Source organism: Nocardia sp. NPDC006630 (genome assembly GCF_040611495.1).
In the GTDB taxonomy this organism is placed as follows: domain Bacteria; phylum Actinomycetota; class Actinomycetes; order Mycobacteriales; family Mycobacteriaceae; genus Nocardia.
Genome location: NZ_JBEXOK010000011.1, coordinates 146,032 through 160,714, shown reverse-complemented (window position 1 = coordinate 160,714; position 14,683 = coordinate 146,032). Strand labels below are relative to the sequence as shown.

Sequence of the window (14,683 nt, the reverse complement as noted above, 5' to 3'; positions counted from 1 at the left end):
GCTACCCGGGCGAACTGTGCACTCAGGTAATTCCGCTACGGTGGGCGCGTGACCATACGAGCCCTGGCCGACAATGTTTCGGCCTCCGACGTGCTGGCCTACATTCCCAGTCCGCCCCGCGGCGTATGGGACATCGGCCCGTTCCCGTTGCGCGCCTACGCCATCTGCATCATCATCGGCATCATTGCCGCCATCTGGTGGGGCGAGAAGCGGTGGCAGCAGCGCGGCGGGCAGGCGGGCATGGTGCTCGATGTCGCCATGTTCGCGGTGCCGTTCGGCCTGATCGGCGGGCGGCTCTACCATGTGGCCACCGACTACCAGAAGTACTTCGGCGAGGGCGGCCATCCGCTCGACGCGCTCAAGATCTGGCAGGGCGGCCTGGGTATCTGGGGCGCGGTGCTGCTGGGCGGCATCGGAGCCTGGATCGGCTGCCGCATCTACCGAATTCCCTTGCCCGCCTTCGGCGATGCCATCGCACCCGGCATTCTGCTGGCGCAGGCCATCGGCCGCCTGGGCAATTACTTCAATCAGGAACTGTACGGCCGCGAGACCACCGTGCCGTGGGGTCTGGAGATCTACCAGCGCTTCGACAAGAACGGCGGGCTGGACATGATGAACGGCATCGCCAGCGGCGCTGCCGAGAAGATCGTGCAGCCGACCTTCCTCTACGAACTGGTGTGGAATCTGCTGGGCGTGGCCGCGCTGATCCTGCTCGATCGCAAATTCCGCATCGGGCACGGGCGGCTCTTCGCGCTGTATGTGGCCGTCTACTGCTTCGGCCGCTTCTTCGTGGAGCTGCTGCGCGATGACGAGGCCACCCACATTCTGGGTCTGCGCGTGAACACCTTCACCTCGGCCATCGTGTTCGTCTGTGCCGTCGCATATTTCATCTTCGCGACCAAGGGCCGCGAGACGCCCGAGCAGGTGCAGGCGGGCGTGTACCGGCCGCTGCCGTGGCAGCTGGGCGCCCTGCGCGCCTACGGTGCCGAGCGCACCGGGGCGACCGCGGAGTCGGCGGCCGCCGAGGCCCGCACCTCCGAGGCGGAGGCCGGAGCGGACGCCGAGACCGAAGCGCAGTCCGTAGAACTGGGAAAGTCCGATTCGTCCGAGTCTGAATCTCCTTCGACCGGCAACGAATCCGAGACGAACGGCGATAACACTTCCGAATCCGGCGATTCCGAGCCGGCGGTCGAATTCGAGGCGACGAAACCGGTCTCTTCCGGCAAGAATGACTCCTGACCGCCGCGTATCGAGATTCGCACGGCGGGTTCAGCACATGGGGGCCGTGCGGCCCGCGATTCAGGAGGACTCGAGTGACGGACCCATTCAACAAGCAACCGGAGCAGGGCGGCCCGCAGTACGGCGCGCCCGGCACCGGCCCGCAGTACGGACAGCAGCCGCCGCAGCCGTACGGGCAGCCGCAGCAGCCGGGATACGGCCAGCCCGGATATGACCAGCAGCAGCCCGGTTACGGCCAGCAGCCGGGATACGGCCAGCCCCAGCAGCCCGGCTACGGCCAGCAGCCGTATGGTCAGCAGCCCGCGTACGGCCAGCCGCAGCCGGGATTCGGCCAGCCCATGCCGTACGGCGCGGATGCGGAGGCCCCGTACGGCCGCGACATCTACGGCGTGCCGTTCTCGGACAAGAGCAAGCTGACCGCGGGCCTGCTGCAGCTGCTGTGCGGCGGTTTCGGCATCGGCCGCTTCTACCTCGGCTACACCACCATCGGTGTGCTGCAGCTGCTTACGTGCGGCGGCTGCGGCATCTGGGCCCTCATCGACGGCATCATGATCCTCACCGGCAAGGTCCCGGACCTGCAGGGCCGTCCCCTCAAGGACTGACTTCTCAATCGCCCCACTCTGTCGGTTCGCGGCCGTCCCGGTTCTGGACTGACGGAGCGGGGGAGCGAAGCGGAGGAGCGGAGGAGGGAAGAACCGGGACTCGGGGCCGCGAACCCGCCCCGGAGCGAAGCGGAGGGGCAATTGGATACAGTCTTGTCTGCCGCGTGGTTGCCCACGCTCGAGGAGAGGTAGTCGCCCGTGCGCCGTAAGCTGTTCGCCGCCGTGCTCGCCATTGTCGCCGCCACCGCGGGGCTCACCGCGTGTAGCAGTAGCAGCAACGACCCCAATGTGCTGAAGGTCGGTACCGAGGGCACCTACTCGCCGTTCAGCTATCAGGACGGCGGCAACCTCACCGGCTACGACGTCGAGGTCATCAAGGCCGTCGGCGACAAGATGGGCCGCAAGGTCGAATTCGTGCAGACGCCGTGGGACGCCATCTTCGCGGGCCTCGAGTCCAAGCGCTTCGATCTCGTCGCCAATCAGGTGACCGTCAATCCCGAACGCGCGCAGAAGTATTCGCTCTCGCAGCCGTACACCACCTCCGAGGGCGTCATCGTCACCAAGACCGATAACGCGGGCATTCACGCGCTGGCCGATCTGAACGGCAAGACCTGCGCCCAGTCCTCCACCAGCAATTGGAGCAAGGTCGCCTCCGGCGCCGGCTGCAAGGTCGAGGGTGTGGAGGGCTTTGTGCAGGCCATCCAGCTGCTCAAGAACGGCCGCGTCGATGCCACCGTCAACGACACCCTGGCCGTCGGCGAGTACAGCAAGAAGACCGGCGACACCGGCGTGCACGTGGCCGGCAAGACCGGTGAGACCAGCCAGCAGGCCTTCGCCGCGCGCAAGGATTCGCAGCAGTTGATCGACCAGATCAATACCGCGCTGGATCAGCTGCGCTCGGACGGCACCCTCACCAAGATCTCCGAGAAGTACTTCGGCACCGACGTCAGCAAGTAAGGGCCACACCGAGATTCGAGGGCGACTCGACGATGGATCCGGATACCTGGGCGCTGATCCGGCAGAACCTCTGGCCGATGCTGGAGGCCACGGTCAAACAGACGCTGCCGCTGACCGCCGTCAGCTTCGTGATCGGCCTGGTGCTGGCGCTGTTCGTGGCGCTGGCCCGGATGTCGAAGATGCGGCTGCTGTCGGCGGCGGCCCGGTTCTACATTTCGGTCATTCGCGGTACCCCGCTGCTTGTCCAGCTGTTCATCATCTTCTACGCGCTGCCGCAGTTCCATATCCTCATCGACCCGTTCCCGGCGGCGGTCATCGCCTTCAGCCTCAATGTCGGCGGGTATGCGGCGGAGATCATTCGCGCCGCCATTCTTTCGGTGGCGCACGGGCAGTGGGAGGCGTCCTATGCGGTTGGTATGACCTATTCGCAGGCGTTGCGATTGATCATCCTTCCGCAGGCGTCGCGTATTGCCGTGCCACCGCTGTCGAACACCTTGATCTCGTTGGTGAAGGACACCTCGCTGGCGTCCACGATTCTGGTCACCGAGTTGTTGCGCACCGCGCAGCTGGCCGCCGCGCCCACCTTCGACTTCTTCGCCCTCTACGGCGTTGCGGCACTCTACTACTGGGTAATATGCCTGTTCCTGGGCTTCGGCCAGACCCGCCTGGAGACCCGGCTCGCCCGCCATGTAGCGCGCTGACCGGCAGTTAGCTGGAACGTTCGGCAAACTTCGCGTGCCCGGTCAGCGGGACGATGAGCGCAGGTCTAGGGTTGATGATGTGATGCGACGAACGAAGATTGTGTGCACAATGGGCCCGGCGGTGTCGTCGGAGGACCGAATTCGTGAACTCGTCGAGAGTGGTATGGATGTGGCGCGGCTGAATTTCAGCCATGGCGAACACTCCGACCACGCCGAGAATTACAAAAAGGTACGCCAAGCAAGCGATCTACTCGGCCGCACGGTCGGCATTCTCGCCGATCTGCAGGGACCGAAGATTCGACTGGGCCGATTCATCGAGAACAAGACCGTCTGGGCGACCGGTGAGGAAATTCGAATCACCGTCGACGACATCGTGGGAACCCACGACCGTGTCTCCACCACCTACCGCGAGCTCGCCAACGACGCCAAGGCCGGTGACCGCCTGCTGGTCGACGACGGCAAGATCGGGCTGACCGTCGAACGCGTCGACGGCAACGATGTGGTCTGCCGGGTCACCGAGGGCGGCCCGGTCTCCAATAACAAGGGCGTCTCGCTGCCCGGTATGGACGTCTCCGTGCCGGCGCTGTCCGAAAAGGACATCGAGGACCTGGAATTCGCGCTGCAGCTCGGCGTCGACTTCATCGCGCTGTCCTTCGTGCGCTCCCCGTCCGATGTCGAGCTGGTGCACGAGATCATGGACCGGGTCGGCCGCCGGGTGCCGATCATCGGCAAGCTCGAAAAGCCTGAGGCCATCGACAATTTGGAGGCCATCGTGCTGGCCTTCGACGCCATCATGGTGGCGCGTGGCGACCTCGGCGTGGAACTGCCGCTCGAGCAGGTGCCGCTGGTGCAGAAGCGGGCCATCCAGATGGCCCGCGAGAATGCCAAGCCGGTGATCGTGGCGACCCAGATGCTGGAGTCCATGATCACCAACTCGCGGCCCACCCGCGCCGAGGCCTCCGATGTCGCCAATGCGGTGCTCGACGGCGCCGACGCGGTCATGCTCTCGGGTGAGACCTCGGTCGGCGACTACCCGATTGAGACCGTGCGCACCATGGCCCGCATCGTGCACGCCGTGGAGTCCGAATCCTCCACCCGGGTGCCGCCGCTGACCCATGTGCCGCGCACCAAGCGGGGCGTCATCTCCTACGCTGCCCGCGATATCGGCGAGCGGCTCAATGCCAAAGCGCTGGTGGCCTTTACGCAGTCCGGTGATACCGTGCGCCGCCTGGCCCGCCTGCACACCCCGCTGCCGCTGCTGGCCTTCACCCCGAATCCGGTGATCCGCAATCAGCTGGCCCTGACCTGGGGTACCGAAACCTTCATCGTGCCGCCGGTGGGCACCACCGACGAGATGATCCACCAGGTCGATTCCGCCCTGCTGTCGATCGGCCGCTACAAGAAGGGCGATCTGGTCGTCATCGTGGCCGGGTCCCCGCCGGGTACCGTGGGCTCCACCAATATGATTCACGTCCACCGTATCGGCGAGGAGGACCACTAGGTGAGTGCATCGCTAGGCGAAGCTGTTTCGGGTTCGGACGACTCCGTCGCCGGCCCGTCGGCTGATCTGCAAGTACTGCTCGAACTGCTCGATCTCGAGGAGCACGGGCCGGACATCTTCATCGGTCAGCACCCTTCGAAGGTGTGGAGCCGGACGTTCGGCGGTCAGCTGGTTTCGCAGGCGATCATCGCCGCCGGGCGCACGGTGGGACCCGGTCGCCCGGTGCACGCCGTCAATGCGCACTTCGTGCGCGGCGGCGACCCCAAGAAGCCGATCGAATACCACGTCGACCGGCATCGCGACGGGCGCTCGTTCGCCAATCGCACGGTGACGGCCGTCCAGGACGAACAGGAACTGTTCGTCATGCTGGCGGCCTTCCAGGATTCGGGCAAGGGTCTCGAGCACGGGACCCCGCTGCCCGATGTCGCCGACCCGGAAACCCTTCCGCGCGTGGAGGAGTCCTTCGCCGGGCTGGAGGACAAGCTCGAAATGTTCGTGAAGGCACCGCATCCCATCGATATGCGGTACACGAACGATCCGGCCTGGATCCTCAAGGGCACGGGGGAGAAGCTCAATCACAATCGGGTGTGGATGCGCGCCGACGGGCGGCTGCCGGACGATCCGCTGATCCACGTTGCGGCGCTGGCGTACTCGTCGGACACCACGGTGCTCGATTCGATCATCACCACGCACGGGCTGTCCTGGGGGCTGGACCGCATTATCGCGGCCACGGTCAATCACTCCATCTGGTTCCATCGGCCGTTCCGGTTCGACGACTGGGCGCTGTACGCCACCGAATCGCCGGTGGCCGCCGGATCGCGCGGGCTGGCCCGCGGGCATTTCTATGCGCGCGGCGGCGAACTGCTCGCGACCACGGTGCAGGAGGGCGTGATTCGCCACTTCCCGGCGCGGGGATAGCTGAGCTCGAGCACGCGAAAATCAGGCCGTACCCACAGGGTGCGGCCTGACTTGTGTGCGGATCCGCGCGGCTCAGATGAGTTCGCGGTTCTCTTCCAGCTCGAAGTTCTCGCGCTGCAGTGCGTGCACGATATAGGGGATCGGCTCGTCGGCGGACAGGCCGAGGATGAGCCGCTGTTCCAGCCGTGCAATACCCGCCTTGGTGAGCTGGCGGGAATCACCGACCAGGCTGAGCGCTATCTCGTAGGTACGGCGCTCACCCGGGTCGGCGTCGGGATTGTCCAGGCGCCACTGGGTTTCGAGAACCGTATGGGTGGGATCGTCGCACTCCACCGGAAGGGTGAAGCGCCAGGCGAAGATGTCGCGATCGTCCACGTACTCATCCACGACGCGGCACACCGTTTCGGTGACGCGGTGGAGGGTCTGCGGTGTCACGTAAACATGGAGCGAAACATCCGAAATTCGCTTCGGCATGTCTGAGTCCTGTTCCTGTGTCGAACCACCGGCGGTGGTGTTCCGCGCGGAAGTGTAATCCCTTACCGGACTTAGCGGGCAGACAGGTGTATTGACACGCTGGGTCCAGCGTAATCCCGGTTACGCCGAAGTGGAATAGGTAAGGGGTTCCGAAAATCGCGGAATGTGCTCCTACCCGGCGGATTCCGCCGCGTGATGGGTGGGTTCGATTGACCGCTTGGGCAATTCGCCCGTATCGGCGCGTCCACCCGGCAGGACGAGCAGGGCCGGGCGCGTCGTGCCGGCGGTCGTGGCGCGGGGCCGGATAGTGGCCTCCGGATGCTGATGCGCGTGCAGGGCCAGCAGCAGCGGCACCAGCGCCTCGGCAATGCGATCGCCGACCTCGCAGAACTGCTGCGCCTTGAGACCGACCGGGTCCGAGATGTTCTCGCGTCCCACATAGGCGAGATCGTCGCGGGCGGCATGCAGTCCGACCACCGTGCGCGCACCGCTGACCTTCGCGATCCGGTACGCCTCCAGCAGCGTGAAGGTGCGCGCGAGGGCCTCGGGCGTCTGCTCCCGCACCTGATCGCGAATCTTCTCGGTCATGGTGAGCACCAGATCGGCGCGATGCACCATCTCCGGTTTCAGCCGGCGGGCCTTGAAACCGCTCGCGTCGCCGCCGAGTCCGGCAATGGTTTGCGCGGCAAGCGGTTCCGCCGGGAAGCCGACCAGCGCCCGCACGCCCGCGCTTTCGGCGGATAGCTCCTGTAGCCCGTGTTCGGCGGCCACCGCCAGCGTGAGGCGCTCGGCGATGACAGACCTGCAAACGTTTCCGCTGCACACGAAGAGCACATGCATTCGCCCAACCTATGCTCACGATTCGGTTACGAAAATGCCTGGAAGGGTTTGTCACACGGTTCGACCGGGAAGTTCATCCGGTCGCTGAGTGTCGGTCGCCTGCTGTTCGTAATACGAGCTCTCCGTAACCACCGAGGGCACCTCCGGTGCTGCTCCGCGCACGCGCTGGCGCGTGGAGAAGAGCCGCCCGCGCGCGGGCACCGTCGGTGCGAATCGGGTCAGTCCGGCCACCGGAGCCATATCGTCGTAGACCGAATCGATTCCGCCGCGCGCGAAATACGCCTCGTGCCAGAAACCGGTGCCGCCGGAGTTCTTCAGGAATTCCTGCCACCAGATCCGGTGCGGTTCGGAACGGGTCCAGCGTTCGAGACTTTCCAGATCGCGCCAGTATTGCCGGGCGCCCCAGTGCGGTGGGAACAGCGACCACACCACATCCTCGTGGGAGAGCAATCCGTCCGGCCGGTCCGCGTGCGAGCGGTACAGCTTGGGGCCCACACCGATCAGCCGCAGGATTCCGCGCGGCCGATGCACCCGCATCCCGAGCAGTATGACAACCAGATCCGGGTACTCGGACAGATCTGCCGTCACCCTGTTGACCCGCATGCGGGACCTCCACATCGCCGCGGCCGTGTACTCGGCCTGTGCGGTTATACGAATTATCCCGCTTATCCGGTTCGACGGCCATTTACGCAGTCGATATGGCCGCTCGAGACGGCCCTACACACCGCTCGATGCCCGGTCCGTAGTGTCTTGCCGGTGAGTGCGCTCTTCGTAGAGGTTTCCGAGAAGGTGGACCGGCTGCGGTCCGTGCTGTCGCGTGGCCGCTACCTCCGGGCCGAATTCCCGCCCGGTGTCGAACTGGACGATGCCGAACAGCTCGCGGGCTATCACCGGACGATGGAGTACTACTTCGCCTCCGGGCATCTCCCGGCCGAGGCGCGGGCCGGGCTCGACGAGCTGACCCTGCCCCGCGCCATGGTGGAGCTGTACCGGATCACCGCACATCCGAAGTCGGGGCGTATCAGCCTGTTCCAGACCTTCGACAAGGGCGAGATCATGGACCCGCACGGCTGGGCGCACCGCGACGACGAGCACTGGCTCGCGGTCGGATCGGTCGCCGACGACAAATTCCTGGTCTCGCTGATGACCGGCGAGGTCATGTTCGCCGACCACCAGTTCTCCCGCCCCGGTGACGTGGACACCACCCGCATCGTCGCGCCGGATCTGCTGACCTTCTTCGACGAGTGCATGATCGGCCCGCGCTACGGCGAATTCGTCAGTGCCGCCGATCTGACCGATCCGGCCGGCTGGTTCCGCTTTCTGCAGGACAACGACCTCGCATAAGCGTTCCGGTTCGCCCGGTTCGGTCGACAGTCGCGCCATTGGCATGCGGCGAGGCCCGTCCGCTGGCTACCCTCCGGTACGTGAGCTCCGCTACCGCCGCCACCCCGCGCACATACAGCCTGCGAGATTTCGCCGAGGCCTACGTTCTCGCGCAAGCGAATTGGTCCGACCCGATCGGCGGTTACCACCAGGACAACTCCGCCTACAACGCCGCCCTCCGCATCCACCGCGAACGCCTCCTCGGCGCGCTCGAGGAACTCTTCGGCCTCGAGCTGAATATGAAGAACATGGTCGAAATCCCGCGCGGCACAGTGCTGTTCATGCACTTCAAGAGCACAGTCCTGTCCTGCCTGGCCCTGCGCACCCCCGGCCACCCCGAAGCGGGCCTGCTCCTGCGCTCCCTGGAAGCCGCAGGCGATCCGGGCAAACGCGTCGTCCTGGCCTCGACCCGCATCGACAAACTCCTGACCCTCTCCAAGGAAGCCCACCTGGACCTCCTCGAAGACCTCCTCCGCATCCTCCTGGGCCCCCGAGCCGACGACACCTTCACCGCCTCGGATCTCCGCAGCTGCGGAATAGTCGACACCCCACCGTCCTTCGAGGACTACTCCTGAGGCAGCGACCAGCCGCAGCGCGCGTGGATGATCCTGCACCGCAAGAGAATTCACGCCGTCCAAATCCGGTCGAACCGGACTCGGACACAGGAGTGACAGCTCCCGGAGGGCGGCGTGGAGGCGGTTGTGCAGCTTCCCTGACACACCGATCGGCAGCCCGCCTGAATGGCCGGTGGTTTTCAGCGTTGGATCAACAGGGCAGTCGGGTTGAGTACGACCCACTCCCGGTTTCGCCAGGTGTCGGATCCGTCGATGGCGTCCCAGCCGCGCAGGGCGCCGTATTGGCCGATATCGGCAAAGGCCAGCTCTTTGTCCAGGAGGGCGGCGTACCGAGCTGTGTCCCCGGCTGTCGGGTTCGCCTTATTGCGCACGACGCGTAGTTCCCGGGCGACTTGCGTCAGGGTGCGGTTGCGTTCGGATTCGAGCGCACGGAGAGTGGTCGTCTTGGCATCAGGGCGTAACGCCATCCGCACCACGCGGGCCTGCCGTGTGGAGAGGTCCTGTGTGCGAGCGGGATCGGTGTAGTGCAGTGCGACGCTCTCCAGCGGAGAGGCATACGTCCCGGATCCAGTGGTACCGCCGCCAGGTCGCACCGGGTCGGTGACGAAGGCATCAACGTAGCGATCCTCCTCGAACCCCCGGAACAGCTCCTGCCCACCCGCCGCGACCGCCGCGTCGACCTCGTGCGGTGTGGCGATGGTGACCGGCCCGTCGAACCCTTGCAGCCGCTGGATCTTCTCGAATGTCGGGGAAGTTCCCAAGGACGCGGTCCCCCCGGCCCGCCGCAGCGCGCTGTAGTCCACCTCGTCGATCAAATCGCGGCCGGGCACATAGGTGGAAGACGTTGCAGCGCTGGCGATTCCGCCGGAAAAATCAGATGATGCTGCCCCCAGCGCCGCTGCGTTCGCTGTTTCGGTTGCTTCAGCCCCGAGAGCGATCCGGGTAATGCCGTGGGCGGCCTGCGCAGGCACCGCGGCAGCAGCGTCGCCGGCGTCTTTGGCTGCCGCGCCGAGCATTTCGCGCACCGACCGCCACGCTGCGTCCAGATCGCCGCCCATGACTGTCACTGTGCCGCACCGCGCACTTCCCGCACAATGCGTTCGTTCCCATGGGAGGTTCCCGAGTGTGATTGCCGGTAACGAGGCTCAGACCTCGCGGCGGATCTGCGGCAGGAGAGCTGCGATGTCGGCTGGGGTTGCGTCGGGAAACATCTGCCGGATCGCGATCAGGCTCAGCATTCGCTCGCGTTCCTGGCCCGCGGGCATTCTTTCCGCAGCGCCTTTTGCCGCCTTCATTCGTTTGGAGGTCTCCACTGCCCTGTCAAGTCGTGCGAGGTTGTCCTGCACCACCTTGTCGAGGTCGCCCGCGCGTTTGTAGAACATCGCCGATATCGCGGTGGGGAGCGCGCCGCAGATCGTCGTGAAGATCGCGACGTCGCGGCTGCCGAAGATCGCGATCGCCGCGGCGGTCAGAAGTACGCAGATACCGAGGAGCCCCGACAGCAGGTAGGTCCAGAAATAGATCGCGCTTTGGCTTCTGGCACTGTCGATGTGGTCGAAGTACTGGTGGATCTGCAGGTTGTCGACGTTCGACGGTGATCGCCGATTCGGATCGAGTTGCCTGCCTGCCGGTCTGCGCGCTCGAAGGGCCCGGGGAAAGGTGAACGCGTCGCCTCCGGGATCCCGAACAATGCTCTGCCCGTTGGGTTGTCCGGCTTGGGGCGGTTCTCCGTATACCGGAGGCCCGGGCTGTTCTCCCCATACCGAGGGTTCGGGCTGTGCTCCATATTCCGGCTGCTGGGGCAGTGGCCCGTATCCCTGAGCCTGGTGGTCATAGCCTCGCGCAGATCCGGGTCGCCCCGCGAAGTTCCTCGTGGCATCGCCGTCCAGCCACGGCGGTCGAGCCGCTACCGAGTCGGCATCAGGCTCGCCCGCGTCAACGATCACCTGCGCCATCTGCCTGGCGTGCTCGAGAGCCGCCTGCTGACGAGTTGCCCGGGACAGGGTCACTCCGATGAGCCCGGCCGCCGTCGACACGACTGCCACGCTGAAAACAGTTGCGGAGACGACCGTCTCGAAGCTCATGATGCATCCTGCGTCCCGAGCGGTGAATCGTCAATCGCTGAGCCCGAAAGGGGCTATGTGCGTTGTGAATTGGCACTCTCGCTGACAGGGTGAGGTTGACGGTGATCCTGCCCCAAGGAGCTGTTACTGCCGATACAGGTAGCGGTGTTCAGTGCGGGCCCCAATCCGACAGCGTGTTCCCACACCCGCCTGCACCCCAGGCGCCGTAGCCAGCGTCAGTCCAACGGCGGCGAGTACTGATGAAACGGCGAATGCCGATGCCTTACGCATAATTCTTCTCGGGCACTGCAAGAAATGCCTTGTGAAGTCACCATACCGTCCGAGACGACTTGCCTAGCGGTTTCAGAGTCTCGCGATCCGTCACGCACCGCCAGCCTGCGAATCGACTTCGGTGCCAGGCGATCATCGGACCCCTCCCGGAATTGCCCGCCGCGGCAAGGTTGTTGGTGCTGAACGTATCGATCTCGCTCCGCTGCAGGGCTTCCCGCCCGACGACCCAGGTATGTCTCGCGCTATCGGGTTGGATGTACTACGCCCACGGGCACAGGTGCGTGGCGGGGTTGTCGTGTAGCAGGAACCGGATCGGTGAGGCCGCTGTCGAACAGGACGAGATTCAGGCACACGCCGAAGGCAATGAACGCGTTGTCGACGTAGTCGAGAGATTCGAGTGCGTGCTCGAGAGCGCCGTTTCGGTCGATTTCCTCCGCTTGTTGCGAATCTTCGCTGGTGAAGGGCACCTGGAGTGAGTTGACCGCGTCTATGCATTCTTTGCTTGCGCTCGCAGCCCCTGTGATGAACGCCGACCAGAGTGGCAGCAGCTGTGGATCCGGTAGCCGGAAGGAGTGGGCGGCGTCGTCGGAAATATGTGCGAGGACGCGACAGCCTGTGAGTAGATCGGATAGCGGCGCAGATCGCTGATTCCCCTCATAGGGAAAGAATCGGATGATCAGATCGAATCCTCCGACCGCTCCCCAGCTCACCAATTGGTAGCCGCGGGTTCGCAGCGATATCGGGCGCAAGGTAGGACCGCTGGTTGCTGCCCAGAAGGCCGGATCGTAAGAGGGGCGGGTACCGGAAGCAGCGAGTTCATTGGCGACGACTGTGACGACCGCAGCGGTGACAATCACGGCGACCCACCACCGCTCGAGCGGGTTGATCGACGTTCCGTGGTGCGCGGGCGCTCGCGGTCGCCGTAACCGGGTACGAATCTCGTCGATCATGGTCGCCGCCACCGCGACGAGGCTCGCCACCGCCAGGCCCGCCGCGAGGATCGCCGGGATGAAGAAGCGAATCAGCCTGGGTTCGAACAGTTGGACTCCGCAGGACATCAGAAAGGTGCTGAGCGGAGGGATGCACCCGTCGAGGGAACTCAGTGCCTCGAACCCCAACCCGCCGAACATGAGCACGGTCTCGGTGACCACGATCGTCGTCACCAGGCGAAATCGGTCCGAGTAGACGTTGACAGCCACTGCGGCCGCTGCGGCCCCGGCGAGCAGAGCCACCAGCACCCACCCGAGGTAGATCCACGCGTACCCTTCTCGATCGCTGGGCAATCGAGGCTGAAAAGTGTGCATGTACCCCTGAACGATCACGATGCCTGTCCAGCAGGTCACAGTGCCGATCGCTATGGGGCGCAATACTTCCCGCACGGTCGGCGCCGACGCCCGGCGAGCCCGGCTATCGATGCCGGGCGCGGCCGGTAGCTGTGTCCCCCGGTGGCGGCGGACGGTCCAGGCAACCGCAGGTACCGCCCACACCGCGGCAGCTGCATACGGGAAGAGCGGAATCATCCCTGGTTCGTACAGGTACTGCACGGCGTCTTCCGCTATGCGCTGTTCGGCGCGATGACCAGAGATGGTCGCCTGGTTGAGGTAGACACTGATATGAGAAGTCAAACCGTCCTCGAACCAGACATGATTGATGTCCCACCACGCGAGCCACCCAGCCATCATCAGGCCGGCCGGTACAAGTGTGAGCAGGGTACTCACCCGAACAGCCCGAGTGGGCAGGGTACTGATCCAGAGTGCCGTGCCGGCAGCCGACCACATGCCGAAAATCACGCCCGAACAGAGCAACAGCGCAAGGATCCAGGGCTTCTCAGGCAGCCATTCACCGTCAGCGGGCAGCAGATCAGCGGCCACAAAACCTATTCCGAGGCATAGGCCCGCTGCGAAGCCTGAGGGAATGCGCGTTGTGGTCAATTGGGCGTAGATGACCGACCGGCTCAAAGCGATTCCGGCCGTCCCGGCGATGAAGGCTGCGACCACGAGTCCGAACGACTCGTGCAGACTGACCGGATCTGCTGACGGCCGAATCGCGGCCGCATAGCTCGCGAATTGGGCGGAGGTCAATCTCGCGACGGCGCCCGCCAGAAAGGACGTCAGTAGCGGAGCGCCGAACAGCGGGGCCGGATCGGTGAGGGCGTCGCGGCGGAGTTGCCACCGTGGATGGGTTCGCCATAGCTCGAGGAACGAGAGCAAGACGCGTCTGGGGGAGTTGATGATCAATTCGGCTGGTTCGATCACCCAGCCACGGGGATCTGCCCCGAGTCGGACCGCAGTGCGGTCGGCGCAGATCTCGCGGTGACGCAGTACATCGGCGCGGGCCAGATACACGAGTGCGGCGAGAAATGCCGCCTGTATCAGAAAACCTGTGTGATCCGTTAGATCAGTGCGCCAATAGCTTCCGCCATGAGTGAGGGCGAAGACCGCGTACACGGCGAACGGTGTGAGGACGAATACCAAGAACACTCGCCAGAGCGTGATGGTCAGATAGGTGATCGTGACGTCGCGGTTGCGAATGTGGGCCAACTCGTGCAATACGACAGCCCGGAAGCGATGCGGGTCAGTATCTCGCTCGGCCAGGAGCCCGCCCTGCAAGCACACCGTCGGTCGGCCATTGCGGCCGAACACCACAGCACCTGCTGGTCCCGCCGCCAGATCGACGACAAAGCGCGGAGCGCTCGTGAGGCGCGCGGCGGCGACCAGGCCCGCGAGTCGACGGTGCAACCGGCCGTCCGGATCCACCGCCGCGAGCTGAACGACTCTGCGCCGGCGGGATTTCCACACGGGTGAACCGAAGAACAATCCGGCGGACACGAATACGACGACTGCCACCCACACCACCGACAGCCACCACGCCACGTCCGGGAATTGGTCTTCGCATACTTGCCGTAGACCGGACTGATTGTGGACTTCGAGGAAAAACATGGATGCACGGGCTTGATCCAAGTCTGCGCCGGCAGAGAGCAAACATCGGTCGCTCATTCCTCCGACCAGATCGTTGGTGACGGTGGAGAACATCGCCGCGGTGGCCGAGACCAGCAAGACCACCAGCAAGATGAAGCGCATGGTTGTGCCGGTGCCGATCGCACCGTCGTCGATCCTCGGCGTGGGGTCGACCCCCATGA

The 14,683-nt window shown here is 65.0% G+C and carries 14 protein-coding genes; 8 read left to right on the top strand and 6 right to left on the bottom strand.

The window, feature by feature from the left end; genetic code table 11:
- Positions 1–48: 48 nt before the first annotated feature.
- The 6 genes from lgt (at position 49) to ABZX86_RS31255 (ending at position 5,918) form a co-directional block, all read left to right on the top strand.
- On the top strand, positions 49–1,239 hold the full coding sequence (lgt, locus tag ABZX86_RS31280) for a prolipoprotein diacylglyceryl transferase (protein WP_355128567.1): 1,191 nt from the start codon (positions 49–51) through the stop codon (positions 1,237–1,239).
- 74 nt (positions 1,240–1,313) lie between these two features.
- Entirely contained in the window at positions 1,314–1,841 is a 528-nt protein-coding gene (locus ABZX86_RS31275) for a TM2 domain-containing protein (protein WP_355128565.1), read from the top strand.
- 198 nt (positions 1,842–2,039) lie between these two features.
- Entirely contained in the window at positions 2,040–2,798 is a 759-nt protein-coding gene (locus tag ABZX86_RS31270; RefSeq protein WP_355128563.1) for an amino acid ABC transporter substrate-binding protein, read from the top strand.
- Between the two features lie 32 nt (positions 2,799–2,830).
- On the top strand, positions 2,831–3,499 hold the full coding sequence (locus ABZX86_RS31265; RefSeq protein WP_355128561.1) for an amino acid ABC transporter permease: 669 nt from the start codon (positions 2,831–2,833) through the stop codon (positions 3,497–3,499).
- A 79-nt stretch (positions 3,500–3,578) separates the two neighbouring features.
- Complete coding sequence (gene pyk, locus ABZX86_RS31260) at positions 3,579–5,000, top strand: pyruvate kinase (protein ID WP_355128559.1); 1,422 nt, start codon at positions 3,579–3,581, stop codon at positions 4,998–5,000.
- A 66-nt stretch (positions 5,001–5,066) separates the two neighbouring features.
- Positions 5,067–5,918 (top strand): acyl-CoA thioesterase II, encoded by an 852-nt coding sequence (locus tag ABZX86_RS31255; RefSeq protein WP_355128955.1) that lies wholly within the window; start codon positions 5,067–5,069, stop codon positions 5,916–5,918.
- 72 nt (positions 5,919–5,990) lie between these two features.
- On the opposite strand, the gene ABZX86_RS31250 is transcribed toward ABZX86_RS31255, so the two are convergent.
- The 3 genes from ABZX86_RS31250 to ABZX86_RS31240 form a co-directional block, all read right to left on the bottom strand.
- Positions 5,991–6,392, bottom strand: coding sequence for a hypothetical protein (locus tag ABZX86_RS31250; protein WP_355128557.1), 402 nt, complete (start codon positions 6,390–6,392; stop codon positions 5,991–5,993).
- A gap of 171 nt (positions 6,393–6,563) precedes the next feature.
- Entirely contained in the window at positions 6,564–7,232 is a 669-nt protein-coding gene (locus ABZX86_RS31245; protein ID WP_355128555.1) for a low molecular weight phosphatase family protein, read from the bottom strand.
- A gap of 51 nt (positions 7,233–7,283) precedes the next feature.
- Positions 7,284–7,835, bottom strand: a complete 552-nt coding sequence (locus ABZX86_RS31240; RefSeq protein ID WP_355128553.1) for a DUF4188 domain-containing protein — start codon at positions 7,833–7,835, stop codon at positions 7,284–7,286.
- Positions 7,836–7,988: 153 nt separating this feature from the next.
- Here ABZX86_RS31240 and ABZX86_RS31235 point away from each other — a divergent pair, with 153 nt between their 5' ends.
- Both ABZX86_RS31235 and ABZX86_RS31230 read left to right on the top strand, forming a co-directional pair.
- A complete protein-coding gene (locus tag ABZX86_RS31235; protein ID WP_355128551.1) occupies positions 7,989–8,576 on the top strand; it encodes a hypothetical protein in 588 nt (195 codons plus the stop codon).
- Positions 8,577–8,656: 80 nt separating this feature from the next.
- Positions 8,657–9,190, top strand: coding sequence for a hypothetical protein (locus tag ABZX86_RS31230; protein WP_355128549.1), 534 nt, complete (start codon positions 8,657–8,659; stop codon positions 9,188–9,190).
- Positions 9,191–9,369: 179 nt separating this feature from the next.
- Here ABZX86_RS31230 and ABZX86_RS31225 read toward each other — a convergent pair whose 3' ends face one another.
- The 3 genes from ABZX86_RS31225 to ABZX86_RS31215 all read right to left on the bottom strand — a co-directional run bounded on the left by ABZX86_RS31225 (position 9,370) and on the right by ABZX86_RS31215 (position 14,681).
- Positions 9,370–10,248 (bottom strand): hypothetical protein, encoded by an 879-nt coding sequence (locus ABZX86_RS31225; protein WP_355128547.1) that lies wholly within the window; start codon positions 10,246–10,248, stop codon positions 9,370–9,372.
- Between the two features lie 87 nt (positions 10,249–10,335).
- Positions 10,336–11,274, bottom strand: coding sequence for a hypothetical protein (locus ABZX86_RS31220; protein WP_355128545.1), 939 nt, complete (start codon positions 11,272–11,274; stop codon positions 10,336–10,338).
- A 512-nt stretch (positions 11,275–11,786) separates the two neighbouring features.
- A complete protein-coding gene (locus tag ABZX86_RS31215; RefSeq protein WP_355128543.1) occupies positions 11,787–14,681 on the bottom strand; it encodes a M56 family metallopeptidase in 2,895 nt (964 codons plus the stop codon).
- Positions 14,682–14,683 lie beyond the last annotated feature (2 nt).